Source organism: Nocardioides sp. (assembly GCF_044226765.1).
Taxonomy (GTDB): Bacteria; Actinomycetota; Actinomycetes; order Propionibacteriales; family Nocardioidaceae; genus Nocardioides.
Window position 1 is genome coordinate 733,034 of the sequence record NZ_JBGAGJ010000001.1, and the last position, 19,894, is coordinate 752,927.

General features: G+C 72.4%; 21 protein-coding genes. 11 read left to right on the forward strand and 10 right to left on the reverse strand.

The window, feature by feature from the left end; translation table 11 throughout:
• Positions 1 to 156 precede the first annotated feature (156 nt).
• On the forward strand, positions 157 to 1,365 hold the full coding sequence (locus ACILRH_RS03515) for an Ig-like domain-containing protein (protein ID WP_395690802.1): 1,209 nt from the start codon (positions 157 to 159) through the stop codon (positions 1,363 to 1,365).
• Positions 1,366 to 1,472: 107 nt separating this feature from the next.
• Here the strand turns inward: ACILRH_RS03515 and ACILRH_RS03520 are convergent, their stop codons facing one another.
• A complete protein-coding gene (locus ACILRH_RS03520; RefSeq protein ID WP_395690803.1) occupies positions 1,473 to 2,723 on the reverse strand; it encodes an acyltransferase family protein in 1,251 nt (416 codons plus the stop codon).
• A gap of 51 nt (positions 2,724 to 2,774) precedes the next feature.
• Here ACILRH_RS03520 and ACILRH_RS03525 point away from each other — a divergent pair, with 51 nt between their 5' ends.
• On the forward strand, positions 2,775 to 2,927 hold the full coding sequence (locus ACILRH_RS03525; protein WP_395690804.1) for a ribbon-helix-helix protein, CopG family: 153 nt from the start codon (positions 2,775 to 2,777) through the stop codon (positions 2,925 to 2,927).
• On the opposite strand, the gene ACILRH_RS03530 is transcribed toward ACILRH_RS03525, so the two are convergent.
• A complete protein-coding gene (locus ACILRH_RS03530) occupies positions 2,893 to 3,066 on the reverse strand; it encodes a hypothetical protein (RefSeq protein ID WP_395690806.1) in 174 nt (57 codons plus the stop codon). The genes ACILRH_RS03525 and ACILRH_RS03530 overlap by 35 nt on opposite strands.
• A 98-nt stretch (positions 3,067 to 3,164) precedes the next feature.
• Positions 3,165 to 3,776 carry a TetR/AcrR family transcriptional regulator gene (locus tag ACILRH_RS03535; RefSeq protein WP_395690808.1) on the reverse strand — a complete coding sequence of 204 codons (612 nt, stop codon included), beginning with the start codon at positions 3,774 to 3,776 and terminating at the stop codon, positions 3,165 to 3,167.
• Between the two features lie 56 nt (positions 3,777 to 3,832).
• Here ACILRH_RS03535 and folP point away from each other — a divergent pair, with 56 nt between their 5' ends.
• Genes folP through ACILRH_RS03555 form a run of 4 tightly spaced genes read left to right on the forward strand, consistent with a single transcriptional unit; the run spans position 3,833 to position 8,704 of the window.
• The gene (folP, locus tag ACILRH_RS03540) at positions 3,833 to 4,711 is read left to right on the forward strand and encodes a dihydropteroate synthase (RefSeq protein WP_395690810.1); all 879 of its coding nucleotides are present in this window, start codon (positions 3,833 to 3,835) and stop codon (positions 4,709 to 4,711) included.
• The gene (locus ACILRH_RS03545; RefSeq protein WP_395690812.1) at positions 4,708 to 5,367 is read left to right on the forward strand and encodes a hypothetical protein; all 660 of its coding nucleotides are present in this window, start codon (positions 4,708 to 4,710) and stop codon (positions 5,365 to 5,367) included. Before folP ends, ACILRH_RS03545 begins: the two co-directional genes overlap by 4 nt.
• The gene (locus ACILRH_RS03550; RefSeq protein ID WP_395690813.1) at positions 5,364 to 6,032 is read left to right on the forward strand and encodes a dihydrofolate reductase family protein; all 669 of its coding nucleotides are present in this window, start codon (positions 5,364 to 5,366) and stop codon (positions 6,030 to 6,032) included. The genes ACILRH_RS03545 and ACILRH_RS03550 overlap by 4 nt, the downstream gene beginning before the upstream one ends.
• Before the next feature lie 47 nt (positions 6,033 to 6,079).
• The gene (locus ACILRH_RS03555; protein ID WP_395690814.1) at positions 6,080 to 8,704 is read left to right on the forward strand and encodes a M12 family metallo-peptidase; all 2,625 of its coding nucleotides are present in this window, start codon (positions 6,080 to 6,082) and stop codon (positions 8,702 to 8,704) included.
• Between the two features lie 200 nt (positions 8,705 to 8,904).
• Here ACILRH_RS03555 and ACILRH_RS03560 read toward each other — a convergent pair whose 3' ends face one another.
• On the reverse strand, positions 8,905 to 9,708 hold the full coding sequence (locus ACILRH_RS03560) for an SGNH/GDSL hydrolase family protein (RefSeq protein ID WP_395690816.1): 804 nt from the start codon (positions 9,706 to 9,708) through the stop codon (positions 8,905 to 8,907).
• A 48-nt stretch (positions 9,709 to 9,756) separates the two neighbouring features.
• On the opposite strand from ACILRH_RS03560, the gene ACILRH_RS03565 reads away from it, so the two are divergent.
• Together ACILRH_RS03565 and ACILRH_RS03570 are read left to right on the forward strand one after the other, a co-directional pair.
• The gene (locus tag ACILRH_RS03565) at positions 9,757 to 10,650 is read left to right on the forward strand and encodes an LLM class flavin-dependent oxidoreductase (protein ID WP_395690818.1); all 894 of its coding nucleotides are present in this window, start codon (positions 9,757 to 9,759) and stop codon (positions 10,648 to 10,650) included.
• 52 nt (positions 10,651 to 10,702) lie between these two features.
• Entirely contained in the window at positions 10,703 to 11,332 is a 630-nt protein-coding gene (locus ACILRH_RS03570; protein ID WP_395690820.1) for a hypothetical protein, read from the forward strand.
• A 139-nt stretch (positions 11,333 to 11,471) separates the two neighbouring features.
• Here the strand turns inward: ACILRH_RS03570 and ACILRH_RS03575 are convergent, their stop codons facing one another.
• The 4 genes from ACILRH_RS03575 to ACILRH_RS03590 are packed head-to-tail and all read right to left on the reverse strand — an operon-like array spanning position 11,472 to position 14,145.
• Positions 11,472 to 12,476 carry a TIGR03617 family F420-dependent LLM class oxidoreductase gene (locus ACILRH_RS03575; protein WP_395690822.1) on the reverse strand — a complete coding sequence of 335 codons (1,005 nt, stop codon included), beginning with the start codon at positions 12,474 to 12,476 and terminating at the stop codon, positions 11,472 to 11,474.
• A 12-nt stretch (positions 12,477 to 12,488) separates the two neighbouring features.
• Entirely contained in the window at positions 12,489 to 12,989 is a 501-nt protein-coding gene (locus tag ACILRH_RS03580; protein ID WP_395690823.1) for a thioesterase family protein, read from the reverse strand.
• Entirely contained in the window at positions 12,986 to 13,483 is a 498-nt protein-coding gene (locus ACILRH_RS03585) for an RDD family protein (RefSeq protein WP_395690824.1), read from the reverse strand. Before ACILRH_RS03585 ends, ACILRH_RS03580 begins: the two co-directional genes overlap by 4 nt.
• Before the next feature lie 2 nt (positions 13,484 to 13,485).
• Positions 13,486 to 14,145 (reverse strand): hypothetical protein, encoded by a 660-nt coding sequence (locus ACILRH_RS03590; protein ID WP_395690826.1) that lies wholly within the window; start codon positions 14,143 to 14,145, stop codon positions 13,486 to 13,488.
• A gap of 114 nt (positions 14,146 to 14,259) precedes the next feature.
• Between ACILRH_RS03590 and ACILRH_RS03595 the strand changes: the two genes are divergently transcribed.
• A complete protein-coding gene (locus ACILRH_RS03595; protein WP_395690828.1) occupies positions 14,260 to 15,189 on the forward strand; it encodes a hypothetical protein in 930 nt (309 codons plus the stop codon).
• On the opposite strand, the gene ACILRH_RS03600 is transcribed toward ACILRH_RS03595, so the two are convergent.
• Together ACILRH_RS03600 and typA are read right to left on the reverse strand one after the other, a co-directional pair.
• Positions 15,186 to 15,395: a DUF2945 domain-containing protein gene (locus ACILRH_RS03600; protein WP_395690829.1), complete on the reverse strand. Its 210-nt coding sequence runs from the start codon at positions 15,393 to 15,395 to the stop codon at positions 15,186 to 15,188. The genes ACILRH_RS03595 and ACILRH_RS03600 overlap by 4 nt on opposite strands.
• A gap of 158 nt (positions 15,396 to 15,553) precedes the next feature.
• Positions 15,554 to 17,455, reverse strand: a complete 1,902-nt coding sequence (gene typA / locus ACILRH_RS03605) for a translational GTPase TypA (RefSeq protein WP_395690830.1) — start codon at positions 17,453 to 17,455, stop codon at positions 15,554 to 15,556.
• A 60-nt stretch (positions 17,456 to 17,515) separates the two neighbouring features.
• Between typA and ACILRH_RS03610 the strand changes: the two genes are divergently transcribed.
• Positions 17,516 to 19,318, forward strand: coding sequence for a hypothetical protein (locus ACILRH_RS03610; protein ID WP_395690831.1), 1,803 nt, complete (start codon positions 17,516 to 17,518; stop codon positions 19,316 to 19,318).
• 42 nt (positions 19,319 to 19,360) lie between these two features.
• Positions 19,361 to 19,837: a PPOX class F420-dependent oxidoreductase gene (locus tag ACILRH_RS03615; protein WP_395690832.1), complete on the forward strand. Its 477-nt coding sequence runs from the start codon at positions 19,361 to 19,363 to the stop codon at positions 19,835 to 19,837.
• Positions 19,838 to 19,894: the final 57 nt, after the last annotated feature.

Consider the following 19,894-nt stretch of genomic DNA (forward strand, 5'->3'; position numbering starts at 1 on the left):
CGTATTCGGAACTTGCTCATCGTCCCGACGACTGCCGTGGCGCTCGCTCTCGGCGCGACGGCGGGGGCTGCGAACGCTGACGACAACGTCCCCCCGCAACTCGGGTCACTGTGGATCAACCCCACTTCCCTTGGGCCCGAGGGCGGGGCAGTGGACATGTACCTCCCAGTCACCGATCCCGATGGGACGGTGACCTCGGTGATGGCAGAGGCGTACTCCACCCACGGCGGGTACGTCGCCACGAGCTTCAACCAGGATTCGGGCGACATCTGGTGGGGGTCGTTCTACATCCCCGGTCTGCCGTCGAACGACCCCGACGACTGGACGGTGCAGATCACTGCGGTGGACGACGCCGGTGGCTCGACGACGGAGGCACTCGGGTCCGTCAACCAGGCCGGGCCGCCGCCCTTCGACCAGGTCCCGGATGCCGACGCCTCGGTCTCGCCCCAGGACCTTCCCTCGTCGGGCGGGCCCGTCACGATCACCGCGACGGCGACGGACGACCATTCCGTCTCCGAGGTGACGGCGTCGATCACCGACGACGAGGGCGGTCAGTGGGTCACCTCCCTCGGGGCCGTCTCGGCCTCCGGTTACCAGGGGACCTGGAGCGCCCCAGCCAACGGCGCCCAGGCGCCCCACGTCTACACGGTGCTGGTGACCGCGACCGACGACATCGGGCAGCAGCGGTTCGTCAACGCCGGCCAGGTGACGGTCGCCGGCGTCGAGCCGCCCGAGGACGACCAGCCGCCGACGATCGTCACCTCGTCGGTCGACCCGAGGGACCTGCCGTCGGAAGGCGGCGTCGTCGACGTCCAGGTCCAGGCGGCCGACGACGTCGGGATCGCCGAGGCGCACCTGATGGTGGTGAGCCCGGACGGGGTGACCCGTGACGTCGTGCTCACCCACATCGGTGGGGAGATGTACGGCACCCAGGTGCAGCTGGCCTCGAACAACACGGCCACCGACCAGACCTGGGGGCTCGGGGCCACGGTGACCGACACCAACGGCGCCAGCGACACGACCTCCTTGGGCACCGTCACGGTCACGGCGGTGGCGCCACCCCAGGTCGCCGTGTCCAACCCGGCGGTCCGCCTAGTAGCCGACCGGCCGGGGGTGCCCGTGGCGAGGACGGTTAAGGTCAGCAACGTCGGTGGAAGGAAAACCGGAGTGCGGCTGCGCGGGCTCGGCGGGCCGTTCCGCATCTCCGGCGATCGCGCCTTCCGCTTGGATCCGGGAGAGACCCGCCTGGTCAGGGTCGTCTTCCTAACCACCTCACCGGGGCGGTACGTCGACCTGCTCGAGATCGTCCGGGCTGATGGCCGTCAACGCCACCTCGGGGTACAGATCGTCGGACGCCTGCATTGACATGGAACCTTAAACATTCGGACTCGGATGCGGAGCAGCCCATTTCTCGCGTTGCCCTCACCCAGCACGCCCCGCCGTCGACTCGACTGTGGGGGCGCAAGTTCCTCTCACTGGCGATGGCCACCAACAACGAGGGCAGCACTGCCGCCGCGGCCGTCGTCGGTGGCCGGGCCTTTGGCCGCGTGGGCGCGCGACGCACGACCGTCCTTGATCCGGAGGAACGGCTGCTCGACGAAGCGCCACGACATGACCGTCATCAGCCACGACAGAGCCCCGAGCAGCACCACCTGCAAGGGGAACGGTATGGCGGCCGGGATCCGGTCGGTGCCGAGCTGGGCGAAGATCGGGACGTGCCACAGGTAAAGCCCGTAGGACCGGCGTCCGATGAGCACGATGGCGGCGCCGGTCAGCCAGCCTTTGTAGCCCTCCCCGGCGATGCCCCACACCGCCAGGCCAGCAGCAATAGTGGCGAGAGTCGGCACCCACACGAAAGACATCTGACCCGAAATGTGCAGGGTGCTCACGACCAGCAGCCCGACCAACCCGACCGCGACCATCAACCCCGACGACACCCACTGCCGCCGCCCGGTCGCCACCAGGGCCAAAGTGGCGCCGACCAGCAGTGCATCGGAGCGGGTGTCGGTCCCAAACTGCACTCGGTTAACCGGGTCATCCGAGACCTGCCACAGCACGACCCGGGTCACCAGTGAGGCTCCAACTCCGACCAGGGCGACAAGGAGCGCCGCCCGCCTGCCCTTCCACGCCAGCGCGGCCACCAGCAGTGCGGGCCACACGATGTAGAACTGCTCCTCGATCGCCAGCGACCATGTGTGGTCCAGTGCGCTGAGGTGCCCGCCGAACGCACGGATCCAGTTGCCGGCGTAGAAGCTCGAGTAGAGCGCGTCCGAGCCCGACACGAACTCCTCGCGCAGCACGTAACTCGCCGCCAGGAGCGAGGCAACGAGCGCGCAGAGTGCCGGGAGAAGTCGAAGGGCACGGCGAGCGTAGAACGCACCGAACGCCACCCGCTCGCTCTCCTCACGCTCCTCGACCAGCAGCGACGTGATGAGGAAACCCGAAAGTACGAAGAATGCCGTCACGCCGACGTGGCCGCCCTCGTCGAGGCCGGGCACCGTCGCATGCGCGGCGACCACGAGCATGATTGCTACGCCCCGGAGCCCGTCGAGGCCGCGCCGCCTCCCGAGGCGCCACGGTCCTTCTGTGTCGATCGGCGTGGCGCCGAGTTCTCGCCGATGGTAGGTGCTGCTGTGGGGGCAGTGGCCGGGGTGCTTGACCCAGCACCGCAGTCTTCGCCCCCAGTACGTCTCGGGTGTGCTCCCCCGCCGAGAGGGTGTCATGACACCGGACGCTAACAGGGTGTCATGACACCTGCCCAGCAGACTGGGCACATGCCAGGGAGGGGTACGCCACGCCGAACGTTCCGGATTCCAGACGAGTTGTGGGAAGCCGCTCAGCGCGAGGCTGAGGATCGCGACGAGGATCTATCCGACGTCGTCCGCCGGATGCTCAGGCAGTACGTCGACCACGACGACCCGAAGTAGCTCTGTCGCGGCCCTCCACGTAGGCGGCCAGGAGCCGGGCGAGCGCCGTGTCGACGTCCTCGCCGCGCGCCTTTGCCTCGGCCTGCGCTGCGGTCCACAACCCGTCGTCGATCTCGATCCCCCGAGCGGTGATCTCCATGCCGCCACGGTAACCGGTGCACACTCGTACATGCAGCCCCGAGCCGTCCGATAACCATTCACGATCGGGTGCGCTGCTGCAGGGTCCTGTCGCATCTGTTAGCCCAGCACCCCACCTAGGACCAGGTCGACCAGCGCCCCCGAGCGCTCCTCGACCTCCTCGTCGGTGAGGGTGATGTTGCCCAGGCGGATGCCGAGGGTCTGCATGGTGACGGCGCCGTAGAGGCACTGCGCGAGCATGTTGGGGTCGGTGCCGGTGGGCGCCTCGCCGCGCTCGATCGCGCGCTGGACGACCTGGTCGACGTGCTCGACCTGGACGTCGATCACCGCCGTCGAGAACGCACCGAGGGCCTCGGAGGCGCCGGCGGTGTCGATCGTGATGCGCAGGGTCGCCCAGCCGGCCGGCTCGCGGAAGTAGCGGAAGATGTTGCCGGCCAGCTCACAGAGGTCGCCGCGCAGCGATCCGGTGTCGACCGCGCCGAGCTCGTTGCTGGCGGTCCCGACCGCGTCGGTGAGGAGGGTGTCCTTGTCCTGCCAGCGCAGGTAGACCGTCGACTTCCCGACGCCTGCGCGACGGGCGACGCCATCCATGGTGAAGCCGGACCAACCGTGCTCGCCGTACTCCTCGAGCGCCGCGTCGATGATCCGCTTCTCCGCCCCCGGAGTCCGTGGTCGACCGCGGCCCCTGCGGGGCTCCTGTGTCGTGGACATGGTCGATTAGACAACATCCCGTGGCCCATGTGTGCGCAATCGCTAGGGTCGTCGACATGGCTGAGCCGTCGGCACCGCTCAAGCTCGGGCACCGCACCTACACCGACGGGCTGCCGCTGGTGATGGCCATCGTCAACCGCACCCCGGACTCCTTCTTCGACCAGGGCGCCACCTACGCCGAGGACCGCGCCTGGGCGCGTGTCGAGCAGGTCGTGGAGGAGGGTGCCGACATCGTCGACATCGGCGGGGTGCGGGCCGGCTACGGGCCACACGTCGACGTCGCTGAGGAGATCGGGCGGGTCGCGGGCTTCGTGGGGCGGGTGCGGGCGGCGTACCCCGACCTCGTCATCAGCGTCGACACCTGGCGCTCGGAGGTCGCGCAGGCCGTGCTCGAGCAGGGGGCCGACGTCATCAACGACGCCTGGGGCGGGCACGACCCCGACCTGGTGGCCGTCGCCGCCGCGCACGGGGCGGCGGTGATCTGCACCCACGCCGGCGGGCTCAGCCCGCGCACCGACCCCTACCGGCAGGAGTACGACGACGTGGTCGCCGCCTGCATCGAGACCACCGTCGGCCTGGCCGAGCGGGCGGTGGCCGCGGGCGTCGACCCGCACAGCGTGGTCATCGACCCGGCCCACGACTTCGCCAAGAACACCTTCCACTCCCTGGAGGTGACCCGGCGGATCGGGGAGATGGTGGACACCGGCTATCCGGTGCTGGTGTCGGTCTCCAACAAGGACTTCGTCGGCGAGACGCTCGGGCTGCCGGCCGGGGAACGGCTGCACGGGACGTTTGCCGCGACCGCGATCTGCGCGATGGCGGGGGCGCGGATCCACCGCGTCCACCAGGTGCGCGAGACGCGGCACCTGGTCGACATGGCGTGGTCGATCGCGGGCCGGCGGCCGCCGCTGCGGGCGATCCGGGGATTGGCATGAGGGCGGTGCTGGTGCCGGGGGTGCCGGCGCTGCTGCCGGCGTACGCGTCCTTGGAGGACCCGGTCGCGGCGCTGCGGGCTGTGTGTCTGGCTGCTGTTGCGTGGGCTGGGGAGGGTGGGCCGGTCGACGTGGTCGGGACGGCGCAGGGGGTGCGGGTCGGGGTGTCGTTGGTCGAGGCTGCGGGTGGGGTGGTTTCGAGACAGGCGCTAGCGCGCCTTCCTCAACCACCGGGGGGTCTCGATACGCCGTCGCTCGTTCCTCACGACGGCTACTCGACCAGCGATGGGGGTCTCGATACGCCGTCGCTCGTTCCTCACGACGGCTACTCGACCACCGAGGGAGCTCTCCCTCGCGACGGCTACTCGACCAGCGAGGTGTCCGGGCTGGTGGTGGTGGGGAACGGGTCGGCGAAGCGGGGGGAGGCGTCGCCGGGGTACGTCGACGAGCGGGCGGTCGGGTTCGACGCCGGGCTCGGGGCGCGGCTGAGGGCCGGTGACCTGGCCGGGGTCGACCACGAGCTGGCCCGCGAGCTGTGGGCCGACACGGCGGCCCTGGCGGAGCTGGCGGCGGTGCTGCCGGCCGGCTGCGCGGTGACGGTGGACCTCGAGGACGACCCCTTCGGCGTGCAGTACTGGGTGATGAGGTGGGAGTGGTGAGCTTCCGCGTGCTGGTCGGGCCGGACACCGACGACCTGGCGGCCCTCTACGCCGCCCCCGCCGACCCGTGGCTGCGGGTCAACATGGTGACCACCCTCGACGGCGCCGCCGCCGGTGCCGACGACCGCAGTGGCTCGATCAACAACGCCGTCGACAAGGTCGTCTTCGACCAGCTGCGGGCGCTGGCCGACGCGATCGTCGTGGGCGCGGGCACCGCGCGGGCGGAGGGCTACGCGCCGGTCGAGCGGCCGACCGTGGTCGTCAGCCGGCGCGCGGACGTGCCCGAGCGGCTGCGCGGCGGCGCGCCGGGAGCGGTGCTGGTCGCGACCTGCGCGAGCGCGGAGCACCTCGCCGAGGCGCGCGACCTGCTCGGCGCCGAGCACGTCCTGGTGCTCGGCGAGGGCGAGGTCGACCTGCGCCGGATGCGCGCGGAGCTCGGCGCCCGCGGACTGACTCAGCTCCTCGCCGAGGGCGGCCCCCACCTGCTGCGCGACCTCGTCGCCGCCGGGGCGGCCGACGAGATCTGCGTGACGATCGTGCCGCTCCTCGTGGCCGGGGAGCAGCCGCGGATCGCCCAGGGACCGCCCGTCGACGTACCGCTGGAGCTGCTCACCCTCCTCGAGCGGGAGGGCACCCTGCTCGGCCGCTGGCGGGTCCGGGGTTAGGCTGCGGAATCCGCCTGCTCGGGCAGGTCCCTAGATCGAGGAGAGCCATGTCGCGTCCCCTTCGCCTCTTCGCCGCGCTCGCCGCTGCCGCCCTGGGCGCAGCGGTGCTGCCGGCGGGGATGTCCGCCACCGCCGCACCACCCGACCACGGGATCTATCGCCCGGCCGGTGGCTTCAAGCCGTCGGGACCGCACGTGCGCGTGGCCCCGAAGCACTACACCGCCTTCCGGGTCCACCCCGGCCAGGTGCGCGCCGCCCTCGCCGGCGCGCCGGCCGCGGGCAGCCAGCGCACCGCAGCGATCACGCTCCCCACGCCGACCGGGGGGATCGAGCACTTCGCCGTGCAGCGCACCCAGCTGATGCAGCCGAAGCTGGCCGCCGCCCATCCCGAGATCTCCACCTGGGCCGGGTTCTCCACCGACCACCGCGGCACCAGCGTCGCGCTCGACGTCACCCCGATGGGCCTGCACGCCAGCGTCCGCCCGGGCGACGGCCAGGGCGCGTGGTACGTCGACCCGGCGTACAACACCCGCGGCACCACGACGCACCTGAGCTACTACGGCGGCGCGCTGCAGCAGCAGACCAAGCAGTTCGTCGAGCGCGAGATGCCGGCGGTCAAGAAGGCGATCGCGCACCGCAGCTCCGCCCGGGCCGCCAGCACCGCGACCGTCACGCAGAAGACCTACCGGCTCGCGCTGATCACCGACCCGACGTACGCGAGCTACTTCGGCGCGGCCAACGTGACCTCCGAGAAGGTCACCCTGCTCAACCGGGTCAACCAGATCTACAACGACGACCTGGCGATCAACCTGCAGCTCGTCAACGACAACGACAGGCTCAACCTCAACACCTGGGACGAGGCGACCGGGCCGAACGGGCCCTGCGGCGAGCACGCCTGCTACGTCGACGACCCGGACTCCGACGGCTACGTGCAGGGCCAGATCGCCTACTGCGACGTCGGCACGCTGGAGCGCAACCAGATCGTGCTCGGCCAGCTCGTCGGCGCCTCGAACTACGACATCGGCCACCTGATGCTCGGCGTCAACGGCGGCGGCATCGCCGGCCTCGGCGTCGTCGGCGGCATCGAGAAGGGGATGGGCTGCACCGGCCTGCCCGACCCGACCGGTGACTTCATGGCGATCGACTACGTCGCCCACGAGATGGGCCACCAGTTCGGCGGCAACCACACCTTCAACGGCACCCGGTGGAACTGCTCGGGCGGCAACCGCAACGCGGGCACGTCCGTCGAGCCGGGCTCCGGCACGTCGGTGATGGCGTACGCCGGCATCTGCCGCCAGGACAACCTGCAGAGCCACAGCGACCCCTACTTCTCCCAGCGCACCCAGACCGAGGCCAACCGCTACACCGGCTCGCCTGGGGCGCCGCCGGTGGAGGTGCAGGACGTCTCGCTGATGGGCTTCGACACCGACGGTGACACGCTCACCATCGGCTACCCCGGCACCGACCAGACGTTCACGCTGGAGCGCGGCGGCAGCGGCGAAACGGCGTACACGAACGCCAACGTCGAGCACGCCGTCGAGACCCTCACCGGTGAGGACGTCACCGTCGCCGGGTGGGGCTACGACCCCTACTCGGAGATCTACAACGACCCGCCGAACAACCACTACCCGGCGCCGCTGACGACGGTCGACGACGGCGGCTTCCAGGTGATGTTCGCCGGCGACGCCGACCCCTACACCTCCGACAGCGACCGGCAGGCGATGCACAACATCAAGGTCACGCCGTCCGACGGGGTCACCGCGCACGTCGGGGAGACCGCGAAGGGCGGGCCGGCCGACAACCAGGGCCGGCACAGCCGCACCGGCAACCACAGCCCGGTCGTCAGGGCGCCGGCGGACCGGACCATCCCGACCCGCACGCCGTTCATCCTCACCGGCAGCGGCACGGACCCCGACGGCGACCCGCTGGTCTACCTGTGGGAGCAGAACGACGACTCCCGCGGCCTCAACGGCACGGCGCTGATCGACAACTACAAGGACTACGGGCCGCTCTTCCGGGTCTTCGGCAAGGCGGCGAACGTCAGCGACTCCGGCACGCTGGAGTACAACTCGCCCGGTGAGAACCTGGCCACGGAGGGGTCCCGCTCGCGGACCTTCCCGGACCTGCGCCAGGTCCTCGACGGCAACACCAACGCCAAGACCGGCTCCTGCCCGCACGTCGACACGGTGATCGACCCCTACGTGCCGGTGCCGGACGACGCGGTGGACTGCTACTCGGAGTTCCTGCCGACCAAGAACTACCACGGCACGCCGGGCATGACGAACCGCGTCATGCACTTCCGGCTCACCGCGCGTGACCAGGTGCCCGGGGGCGGCGGCGTCGGCTACGACCAGGTGAACCTGCGGGTCAACCCGAAGGCCGGGCCGTTCCTGGTCACGACCTTCGGCAAGCCCGGGGTGACCGCGACCGGCGGGGCGAAGCGCAAGATCGCCTGGCAGGTCAACGGCACCCAGCAGATGGCGCCCACGGTCAAGATCCTGCTCTCGACCGACAACGGCCGACGCTGGACCGTGATCAAGAAGATGACCCCGAACGACGGGGCCACCAAGGTGAAGATCCCGAGGACGAGGACCAACCAGGCCCGGATCATGATCCGCGCCCGGGGAAACTACTTCTTCGACGTCAACGACGTGGCGTTCTCGATCAGGTAGCGCTCGCAACGACAGCCCCCGGCCGGGTGGTCGGGGGCTGTCGTGCGTTGCGGGGGTGCTTGGGTTCTGGGGTCTCGACAGGCTCGACCACCGGTGGGTTCGGTGGTCGAGCAGCGAGCGCAGCGAGCGGCCGTCGAGACCCCGGGGGGTGACCGCCGACGTCGGGTGCGGGGGTCTCGACAGGCTCGACCACCGGGGCGTCAGCCCGTGGTCGCGGGCTCCGTGGGGACGGGGAGGTCGAGGTCGCGGATCGCGGCGGCGAGCTTCGCTCCGATCAGGTCGTGGCCGGCCTGGTCGGCGACCCCGGGCTCGACGAGCAGGTCCGGCTTGTCGGTGCGGCCGGCCCCGGCCCAGCCCTCAGCGACCGGGTCGACGACGTAGCCGTCGTACTCGTCCATCAGGTCGGTGACCGCGCGGGTCATCTCCTCGTCGGGCGCGTCCTGGGCCAGCCGCCACGGCACGACCTGCACGAGCGTCGCGTGGGGGTACGCCGCACGCAGCCGGCCGACGTAGTCGTCCATCGCGGCGACGATCGCCGGCGTGGAGTAGACGCCGAGGTCGTTGCGGCCGGCGTCGACGACGACGACGTCGGGGGCCTGCTCGGGGAGGTCGTCGATGCGGTCGCCGAGGGTGGCGTACGTCGGGTCGAACGAGGAGCCGTCGCTGAGGAACCCGGTGCCGCGCTCGGCGTTGAGCGCGCACCGCCAGCCGAGGTCCTTCGCGGCGACGCACGCCTCGCCGGTGTGCGAGCGCTTCGCGCCGGCGCCGGCGGTGTAGCCGTCGCCGATCCACAGCGACACCGGCCGGGGGCCGGTGCTGTGGGTGGGACTCGAGCTCGGGCTGGGGCTGACGTCCGGCGTGAGCGTCGGCAGCGGGGGCGCCTCCTCGGCCTCGGCCGTGGTCTGGGCGACGCGATGGTCGAAGTCGACGAGCATGGCCGCGGTCCCGCCGACCACGCCGACGGTCAGCAGCCCGACGAGGATGGTGCCGACCCGAGACGTCACTCCCGAAGGCTAACCCGCGCCCCCTCGGGATCCGGCACACTGCCCTGCGTGGACGTGGGGATGACGCTGCCGGTGATGGAGCCGGACCTGTGGGCCGCCGAGGACACCCTCGAGCGGTGGGCGCGGGCGGTGGACGAGGGGCCGTGGTCGTCGCTGTGCTTCGGCGAGCGGATGGCCTTCGACAACCCCGAGACGCTGACGCTGCTCGGTGCGGCCGCCGCGTGGACGTCGCGGGTGCGGCTGGTCACCACCGTGGTGGTGCCGCAGCTGCACCCGCCGGTGCCGCTGGCCAAGGCGCTGGCAACGGGCGACCGGCTCTCGGGCGGCCGGCTGACCGTCGGGCTGGGAGTGGGCGGGCGCGACGAGGACTACCGGGCGGCCGACGCCGACCTGGCGACCAAGACGATCGCCGGGATGGCCGAGCGGGTCGCCGCGATGCGGCGGGTCTGGGCGGGGGAGCGGGTCGCGGACGCCGTACGCCCGGTCGGGCCGCCGCCGGTGCAGCCCGGTGGCCCCGAGCTGCTCGTGGGGACGCTCGGGCCGCGCACGATCCGGGCCGCGGCGGCCTGGGCGGACGGCCTGGCCGGGATGTCGCTCGACCTCGACCCGGCCGAGATGGCGAAGGTCTTCGCGCTGACCCGCGAGGCGTGGCGCGAGGCCGGGCGGCCCGAGCCGCGGGTGACGACGTCGTTCTGGTTCGCCCTCGACGACGGCGACGGCTCCGCCCGCGAGCAGATTCACCGGCACCTGCGGCACTACATGAACTGGATCCCGGCCGACTTCGTCGACCTGGTCGCCGCCACCGCCGGGTTCGCCGGCACGCCCGCGCAGCTGCGCGAGGTCCTCGACCGGGTCGCCGACCTCGGCGCCGACGAGGTGCAGCTGATCCCGACCGCGTCGTCGGTCGACCAGGTGCACCGGCTCGCGGACCTGCTGGTCTGATCGGGCGCCGGTTTCTCCCCCGGCTGGCCCACCGGGGGCCTAGGGTCGGCGCGTGCGCATGGACTGGGTGCCGGTCTCGGCGGCGCTGCTGCTGACCGGCGCCCTGGCCTTCTGCCTGGGCGCCTTCCTCATGCCGCGCTCGGACGACGCCGTCGACTCGCTGCGGATCGTGCAGGAGCAGGGCGGCCAGTGGATGACCGCCGCCGCGATCCTCGCGATCGCCGCGGTCTGCCTCTCGCTCGGCGTGCCCGCCATCCTCACCCTGGTGCAGCGGCGCGGCTGGGCCACCGGCCTGCTCGCGGCGGTCGTGCTGGAGGTCGGGTTCATCGGCACGGCGGCGTTCGCCCTGCTGATGGTCTTCTTCCACTCCCTGGTCGTCACCGGCACCGTCGAGGCGCACGGCCTCGACGACGTGGCGTCCGAGACCGGGCTGTCGGTCTTCTTCTGGATCTGGATCGCCGGGCTCTACGTCGGCGAGCTGCTGCTCGCCATCGCGCTGCTGCGCGCCCGGACCACGCCCGTGTGGGTGCCCGTGGTGCTGCTGCTCCACGTGTTCACGCTGCCGCTGTCGACGCTGCTGCCCGAGTGGCCGTCCAAGGGCACCTCGCTGCTGCTGGTGCTCGGCTTCGCCGGCGTCGCCATCCACGCCGCCTCGCCGGAGAACCGGCGGCGGCTGGGGTGAGGGTGGCGCGGGTTTCCGCGCAATTGCTGGGAGATGTAGCGGTCCGTGGGCCGATACCGGCACCTGAGCGCGCAATTGCACGGAAACCGACGCCCGCCGCAGGCCGGCCCGGCCGAGGAAACGCCAGCCGGCGCCCTCGCTAGCGCAGGGCGTCGGCGAGGGCGCTGACCTGGTCGAGCGGGGCGTCGTAGCCGGGGAAGTAGGCGCACACCCGCTCGGCCACGTCGCCGAAGCGGCGGCGGATCTCGGCGGCGCACTCCTCCGGGGTGCCGCGCACGGCGAGGGTCTCGAGCATCTCGTCGGTCACCAGGCCGAACATCGCCGCCCAGTCGCCCTGCTTCGACAGCCGGTTGAGCTCGGGCTGGACGTCGGCCCAGCCCTCGACATCCAGGACGGGGCGGTACGCCGGCGTGGAGCCGTAGAACGCGAGCAGCCCGCGCACGCCGACGCTCGCCGCGGCCAGCTCCTCCTCCGTCCGGCCCATCGCGACGATCGCCTGCGGCTGGATCGCGAGGTCGGCCCGAGTGCGGCCGGCCGCCTCGAGGCCGGCGTCGACCGCCGGCAGCGTCCGCTCGCGGAAGTGCCGGTGGCTGTGGAACGGCATCACCAGCAGCCCGTCGGCGACCTCGGCCGCCGTGCGCGTCATCACCGGGCCGAGGGCGCCGAGCAGCACCGGCGGGACGCCGTACGGGTTGGGACCGGGGACGAACGTCGGCGGCATCAGCGTGTGCCGGGTGAACTCGCCGCGGAAGTCGAGCCGGCTGCCCTCCTGCCACGCGGTGAGGATCGCCTTGATCGCCAGCACCGACTCGCGCATCCGGGCGGCGGGGCGGTCCCAGGTAGCGCCGTACCGGTGCTCGATGTGTGGGCGGACCTGGGAGCCCAGGCCGAGGCGGAACCGGCCCTGCGAGAGCAGCTGCAGGTCGTACGCCGCGTGCGCGAGGTGCATCGGGCTGCGCGGGATCGCGATCGCGACGTTGGTCATCAGGTCGACGTCGACCGCCTCCGCCGCGACGGCCAGCGGGAGGAAGACGTCGTGCGGGCCCTCGAACGTGAACAGCCCCGCCACCCCGGTCGCCGCGAGCTCACGGGCCCGGCGGGACGCCTCGTCCGGGCGGCCGTCGAGCTGGACGTCGAGGAGCACGGTGCGGCCGGGTCAGCGCAGCGCGAGGCAGCCCGAGGCGTGCGCCGCCCAGGGCAGCTCGGCGTCCTCGGCGATCCGGCGGTCGAGCTTGGCGGCCACGTCGTCGGGCCACGGGGCGGTGCGCCGGGAGCTCATGTCGATGTGGAGGAAGATCTCCTCCATCACGAAGCTCAGCCGCTGGTGGGTGTCGTCGAGCAGGTAGACCAGCACGTGGGCCGCCCGCTCCGAGCGGCCCAGCAGCCGCACCCGGGTGGTCAGCCGGTCGCCGGCGCGCAGCTCGGCGAGGTAGGTCAGGTGGTGCTCGGCGGAGAAGCAGGCGTGGCCGGCGGCCGGCCAGTTCTGCGGGATCCCGAGCTCGACCAGCGCCTCGTCCAGGCCCTCGCTCGCGATGCCGGTGTAGTGGCGCACGTTGAGGTGGCCGTTGACGTCCTCGAAGGCGATCGGCACCGGCTGCTCGGTGTACGCCGGCATCACGGCGAGCTCGTCGTACGTGGGCTGCGAGGTCGTGGTCACGGTTCGGGACGATACCGGTGCGAGCGGGGCTGCCAGTCGTAGACCACCGTGGTGGCCAGCACCAGGTCCTGCACCGAGCGGTTGCGCCGGTCGATCGCGACCCACATCAGGCCGATCGGGAAGCCGACGTAGAACGCCGCGCGCAGCAGGGCGCGCAACCAACCGACGTCACCGCCCCGGCTGCCGGTCACCCGCAGGCCGAGCAGGAGGTTGCCGTAGGTGCGGCCGCTGATCGCCCAGGTGACGGTGGTGTAGAAGCCCATGAGGAAGCCACCGAGCAGGACGCTGCGCAGAATGTTGGGGTCGGGGAAGGTGAACGTGCGCGGGTCGACGAGGAAGAGCAGGCCGGCGTACCCGAGGTAGAGCCCGATCAGGGCCCCGAAGATGATCGTCCCGTCGATCGTGGCGGCCGCCACGCGGGTCACGACGCCCGCGCGGCTGCCCTGGAAGGCCCGGGCCTCGCGGGGGATGGCCGAGAGCTCGTGCTGGTCCACGGTCAGGCCGTCCCGCCCGGCGCGGGCCGCGCGCGCTTGCGGCGCAGCAGCATCCGGTCGACGACCCGGGCGACGGCCTCGTCGGCGTTGACGCCCTGCAGGCGCACGGTCTGCACCGTGTCGGAGGCCATCGTGCCGGTCGAGCCGCGGATGATCTCCGGCAGGTCGATCTCGTCCATGACCTCCTCGACCAGGGCGGGCAGGTCCATGCTCGCCAGCACCTCGTCGATGATCCGCTTCAGGTCCACCCGGGTGGTGACGGTCTCGGTGAGGTCGAGCCGGTCGAGGATCTGCTCGATGTCGATGCGCTTGGCGACCTCGTCGAGGTCGACGGTCTCGATGACCGCCTCGACGTCGAGGCGCTGGGCCACCGCGTCCAGGTCGACGGTGGCGACCAGTCCGTCGAGGTCGACGTACCGCCGCACGGCGAGGTCGACCAGGCCGGGCGCCCAGGCGTCGACCTCGCGCACGATCCGGCCGCGGATCACCGCGCCGGTCGCGAGGAACGGCGCCGCCGCGCGCGCGACCAGGCCGTCGACCCGCAGCGTCCGCGCGGCCCGCGTCGCCACCGCCGCGGACACGGCGACCACGCCGACCACCAGGTCGACCGCGGTCAGGGCCGCTGCCGCGTCCTCCGGCAGCCGGCGTACGGGGACGCTCACGAAGGGCAGTGTCGCCCCCGCGCTCGCCGCCCGCCTCACCTTTAGCGGGTGAGGGGTGCCTAGGGTGTCCCGGTGACCTCGGATGATCGGGAATCAGGGAGTCAGGCGCGACAGGTGCGCGGCGAGCTCGACGCCGCCCTGACCGCCGTCGCCGACCACGGCCGGCTGAGCGCCCGGCTGGGGCGGGCGCGGGAGGCCGAGACCACTGCGTCCCGGGGGGTGGCCGCGGCGCGGGCGGTGCTCGCGGACGAGACCGCCGACGTCGCGGCGCTGGAGTCCTTCAGCCCGACCCGGATCTGGGCCGCGCTGCGCGGCAGCCGGGACACCGACCTCGACCGCGAGCGGGCCGAGCAGCAGGCGGCGGAGTACGCCGTCGCGCGGGCCGAGGCCGAGCTGGCGGCCGCGCAGGCGGAGGTGGCGTCGGCCGAGGCCGCGCTCGCCGCGCTGGGGGACGTGGCCGCGCGCCGGCAGCGGGCGCTGGCGGCGATGGAGGACTGGCTGCGCGCCTCCGACCCCGAGGTCGGCGGGCAGCTGCAGCGGCTGTCCGGCGAGGTGGCGGCGGCGACGGCGCAGCGCACCGAGGTGGCCGAGGCCGCGGGGGCCGCGGCGGAGGCCGCGCGGCTCCTCGGGGTGGCTCAGCAGTCGCTCGGGTCGGCAGGCGGCTGGGCGACGTACGACACGTTCTTCGGCGGCGGCCTGATGACCGACATGATGAAGTACGACCGGATGGACGCCACCCAGCAGGCGCTGCACCAGGCCGACGGCGCGCTGCGGCGGCTGGCCCGCGAGCTCGCCGACGTCGGCCTGCGCAGCACCGTCGACGGGCTGCAGGTCGACGGGCTGACCCGGACCTTCGACGTGTGGTTCGACAACATCTTCAGCGACTGGGCGGTGAAGTCGCGGATCTCCGAGGCCGCCGAGCGCACCGACCGGGCGGCGCGGCTGGTCCACGAGGTGCGCGTCCGGCTCGCCGAGGAGGACCGCGCGGTCGCGGCCACGCTGGCCCGGCTGACCGCCGAGCGGGAGCGGCTGCTCGGCGCCTAGCGCTTCCTGGTCAGCGCCTCGGGCTTGTGCACGGCCTCGCCGCCGCTCTGGTCGCTGCGGACGAGGTACTGCGGCTCGTCCTGCGACGCGCGCACGGTCCGGCCGGCCGCCTCGGTGTCGCTGGTGATCTTGCGGACCACCTCGCCCTCGGCCGTCCCGCCGTGGCTCTGCCAGGTGACCTTGTCGCCCTTCGTGAACTCAGCCATGTGCTGGTCGTACCCGGCCCCCCCGGACGTCATACGAGGTGGTCGCCGGGGCAGCCAGGTCGTATGACGTCCGGGCGGCCACCCCGGACGTCGTACGAGGCGGTCGCCGGGGCAGCCAGATCGTATGACGTCCCAGCCGGCCAGCAGCCTGCAGACGCCTACCGCGCCTTGCGGGCGCGAGAGGCGATCTTGGCGCGCTCGTTCTGGTCGAGGACGACCTTGCGGATCCGGACGGTCTCGGGGGTGACCTCGACGCACTCGTCCTCGCGGCAGAACTCCAGGCACTGCTCGAGCGACAGCTTCCGCGGGGGGACCAGCTTCTCGAAGTTGTCGGAGGTGGCGGACCGGATGTTGGTCTGCTGCTTCTCCTTGGTGATGTTGACGTCCATGTCGTCGGCGCGGGAGTTCTCGCCGACGATCATGCCCTCGTAGACCTCGGTCGCGGGCTCGACGAACATCACGCCGCGCTCCTGCAGGGAGGTCATCGCGTACGCCGTCGCCGCCCCCGAGCGGTCGGCGACCAGCGAGCCGGAGGCGCGCGAGCGGATCTCGCCGGCCCACGGCTCGTAGCCCTCGGAGATGTGGTGGGCGATGCCGGTGCCGCGGGTGTCGGTGAGGAACTCGGTGCGGAAGCCGATCAGGCCCCGCGCCGGGACCAGGAACTCCATCCGCACCCAGCCGGTGCCGTGGTTGGTCATCTGCTCCATCCGGCCCTTGCGGGTGGCTAGCAGCTCGGTGATGGTGCCGAGGTACTCCTCCGGCGCGTCGATGGTCAGCCGCTCGACCGGCTCGTGCACCTTGCCGTCGATCTCGCGGGTGACCACCTGCGGCTTGCCGACGGTCAGCTCGTAGCCCTCGCGCCGCATCTGCTCGACCAGGATCGCCAGCGCCAGCTCGCCGCGGCCCTGCACCTCCCACGCGTCGGGGCGCTCGGTCGGGAGCACCCGCAGCGACACGTTGCCGACCAGCTCGGCGTCCAGCCGGTCCTTGACCAGCCGCGCGGTCACCTTGTGGCCCTTGCCGCCCTTGCCGACCAGCGGCGAGGTGTTGGTGCCGATCGTCATCGAGATCGCCGGCTCGTCGACGTGGATCAGCGGCAGCGCGACCGGGTTCTCCGCGTCGGCCAGCGTCTCGCCGATGGTGATCTCCGGGATGCCCGCGACCGCGACGATGTCGCCCGGCCCGGCCGACTCGCCGGGCTTGCGCTCCAGGCCCTCGGTGACGAGCAGCTCGGTGATGCGCACGTTCTTCTTCTCGCCGTCGCGGCGGATCCACGCGACGGTTTGGCCCTTCTTCAGCGTGCCCTGCTTGATCCGCAGCAGCGCGAGGCGGCCGAGGAACGGCGACGCGTCGAGGTTGGTGACGTGTGCCTGGAGAGGCGCGCCCTCGTCGTACGTCGGCGCCGGGATCGTGTCGAGGATCGTGCGGAACAGCGGCTCGAGGTCGGTGCCGTCGGGCAGCTGCCCGTTCTCCGGCTGCTCCAGCGACGCGATGCCGGCCTTGCCGGAGGCGTAGACGACCGGGAAGTCCAGGGCGTCCTGGCTGTGGCTGTCGTCGAGCAGGTCCATGAAGAGCTCGTAGGTCTCGTCCACGACCTCCTCGATGCGGGCGTCGCCGCGGTCGACCTTGTTGACGACCAGCACGACCGGCATGTCGGCGTTCAGCGCCTTGCGCAGCACGAACCGGGTCTGCGGCAGCGGGCCCTCCGAGGCGTCGACCAGCAGCACGATGCCGTCGACCATCGACAGTCCGCGCTCGACCTCGCCGCCGAAGTCGGCGTGCCCGGGGGTGTCGATGATGTTGATCGTCATGCTGTCGACGCCGGCCTCGCGGGCGGACGGACCGGTGTAGTGGATCGCGGTGTTCTTCGCGAGGATCGTGATGCCCTTCTCGCGCTCGAGGTCACCGGAGTCCATCACCCGGTCGGCGACGCTCTCGGCCTGGTGCTCGGTGAACGCACCGGCCTGGCGGAGCATCGCGTCGACCAGGGTGGTCTTGCCGTGGTCGACGTGGGCGACGATCGCGACGTTGCGCAGGTCGCTGCGGGCGGAGGTAGGCACGAGGGTCGAGTCTAGTCGTGAGCTGGGTCCCGGCCCGCATCGGCGAGTACCCTCGAGGGCATGGGGGGCAGGCTGCGGCATGCCTTGTCTCGGGGGGCGCCGACATGGGGGGTCGCCGCGACGCTGGTCGCGAGCGCCCTGCTCGTGCTGCCCTCCTCCCCGGCGGCCGCGGTCAGTGCCGGGCGGCCGATCGCGGTCGGGGTCGGCGACGACGGCACGGCGTACGTCGGCTTCGCCTCCGGCGGCCGGCTGCTGCGCCTCGACGGTGACGGCGGGGTCGACGGGTCGCTCACTCTCGACCAGGACGCGCCGGTCGACGGGCTCGCCGTCGACGCGGACGGCGACGTGTGGGTCGACTACGGCGACAGTGTCTCCGAGCTCGCCCCCGACGGCACCCTGCTCAAGCACTTCGCGCACTCCCCGCAGCACGCCTGCCCGGCCGACGCCGCCCACAACCCGGCGCGGTACGGCGGCATCGCGGTCACCTCCTCGCGGATCTACGTCGCCGGCCGGTGTCGCGGGGACGTCGAGGTCTACTCGATGAGCGGCGTCCTGCAGGCGGCCGTCGACCTCCCCGGGAGCGGCTACCCGCGCGGGGTGGACGTCGCGCCGGCGTACGAGGGGATCCCGGCCCGGCTCTACGTGACCGTGCCGGACCAGGCGGTCGTGCAGGTCTACAACCTCGGCTCGCTGGGCTCCGGCTCGCGGCCGGTGCGGACCCTGCGGGTGCAGCGTGGCACGGGCTACGCCCGCCCGGTGCCGGCCGGCGTCGTGGCCGACGAGCGGGGGCAGGTGGCGGTGCTGGACTCCGCCAACAACGCGCTCTACCTCTACAACGGCAACCAGGGCTACGGCTTCTACCGGACCCTGGGCCACCCGCCCCGGCCCGGCTCGACCCTGGGCCACCTCGACCACCCGCGGGCGGTCGGGGCGCCGGACGTCGGCAGCAACTACTGGGTGGCCGACACCGGCAACGGCCGGGTCCAGCGCTGGACCAACGACGGCACCACCCGGTGGATGACCGACACCACCGTGCCCGGCGACCCCGGGGCGCCGGTCAACACCGCGCGCCCGGTCATCAGCGGCACCGTGGACGTCGGCGAGACGCTCACGTGCAGCAACGGCTCGTGGAGCGGAGCGCCGACGTCGTACACCCGGGTGTGGCAGCGCGACGGCGTGACGATCGACGGCGCCACCGACCCGGCGTACGACGTCGTGGCCGGCGACGCGGGCACCGACCTGACCTGCGTGGTGACCGCCCACAACGCGGCGGGCGCGAGCGGCCCGGCCAGCAGCGCCGCGGTGACGGTGCCGGGCGGGCCGGTGCCGCCGGTGCGGACGTGTCGCGGCAGCCCGTCGGTGCGCATCGACGGCGGCGCGCGCTACGCCCACGACCCCTACGTCGTGCTGACCGTCCGCGCACCGGCCGGCGCGACCACGGTGCAGATCTCCAACGACTCGTTCGCCCACTACGACACCAAGGTGCTCACCCGCAGCTGCCGCTACGCCTGGACGCTGCCGAAGCAGTCGAGCCGGACGCCGAAGACGGTGCGCGTGCGGTTCCCCGGCGCGGGGTCGGCCGGGGGTGCGTCGGACAGCATCGTGCTCGACTCGGCCGCGCCGGTGATCCACCGCGTGAGCGCGCACTGGAGCAACCCGCGGCACGGGTGGGTGGTGAAGATCAGCGCGACCGACCAGGGCACCGGCATCGCCACGGTCACCTACGGCCGCTCGCCGACCAGCAACCAGACCGTGCGCTGGGGCAAGGACATCGTGTCCTGGGACAGCGGGTGGATCAGCTACTTCCGGGTCAAGGACCGGGCCGGCAACGTGAGCGGCTGGTACCACCTCACCGGGATCTGAGGCTCCGGGGCCCCCTGGAGCCGCCCACCTAGGCTGGGGAGCATGCCGAGGATCGCGACGAACGACCGGGTCGACCGCGAGCAGCTGCTCGACTTCGTGCGCACCCGCCACCACCTGGTGCTGGTCACCACCCGCTCCGACGGCCGGCCGCAGGTCTCGCCGGTGACCGGCGGGGTCGACGGGGACGGCCGGATCGTCATCTCCACCTACCCCGACCGCGCCAAGGCCGCCAACCTGCGCCGCGACCCCCGGGCGAGCGTGCTCGTGCTCTCCGACGAGTGGGACGACGCCTGGGTGCAGGTCGACGGCACGGCCGAGGTGCTCGACATGCCGAGCCAGGAGGCCGAGGACGGCCTGGTGGAGTACTTCCGGTGCATCGCCGGCGAGCACCCGGACTGGGACGACTACCGCGCGGCGATGCGTCGGCAGGGCAAGACGCTGCTGCGGATCACGGTGGAGCGGTGGGGCCCGGTCGCGACCGGCGGGTTCCCGCCCGACCGGGCGCCGGACGCCGGCTGACCCCGCGGCTGATCCCGCGAGGGAGGCGGTCCAGACCACCCCCCATCCCGCAGAGAG

Bases quoted from the DNA above. Each gene is read 5' to 3' on its own strand.
- ACILRH_RS03515 (WP_395690802.1), top strand. From the start codon at position 157: ATGTACCTCCCAGTCACCGATCCCGATGGGACGGTGACCTCGGTGATG.
- ACILRH_RS03520 (WP_395690803.1), bottom strand. From the start codon at position 2,723: ATGACACCCTCTCGGCGGGGGAGCACACCCGAGACGTACTGGGGGCGA.
- ACILRH_RS03525 (WP_395690804.1), top strand. From the start codon at position 2,775: ATGCCAGGGAGGGGTACGCCACGCCGAACGTTCCGGATTCCAGACGAG.
- ACILRH_RS03530 (WP_395690806.1), bottom strand. From the start codon at position 3,066: ATGGAGATCACCGCTCGGGGGATCGAGATCGACGACGGGTTGTGGACC.
- ACILRH_RS03535 (WP_395690808.1), bottom strand. From the start codon at position 3,776: ATGTCCACGACACAGGAGCCCCGCAGGGGCCGCGGTCGACCACGGACT.
- folP (WP_395690810.1), top strand. From the start codon at position 3,833: ATGGCTGAGCCGTCGGCACCGCTCAAGCTCGGGCACCGCACCTACACC.
- ACILRH_RS03545 (WP_395690812.1), top strand. From the start codon at position 4,708: ATGAGGGCGGTGCTGGTGCCGGGGGTGCCGGCGCTGCTGCCGGCGTAC.
- ACILRH_RS03555 (WP_395690814.1), top strand. From the start codon at position 6,080: ATGTCGCGTCCCCTTCGCCTCTTCGCCGCGCTCGCCGCTGCCGCCCTG.
- ACILRH_RS03600 (WP_395690829.1), bottom strand. From the start codon at position 15,395: ATGGCTGAGTTCACGAAGGGCGACAAGGTCACCTGGCAGAGCCACGGC.
- ACILRH_RS03610 (WP_395690831.1), top strand. From the start codon at position 17,516: ATGGGGGGCAGGCTGCGGCATGCCTTGTCTCGGGGGGCGCCGACATGG.
- ACILRH_RS03615 (WP_395690832.1), top strand. From the start codon at position 19,361: ATGCCGAGGATCGCGACGAACGACCGGGTCGACCGCGAGCAGCTGCTC.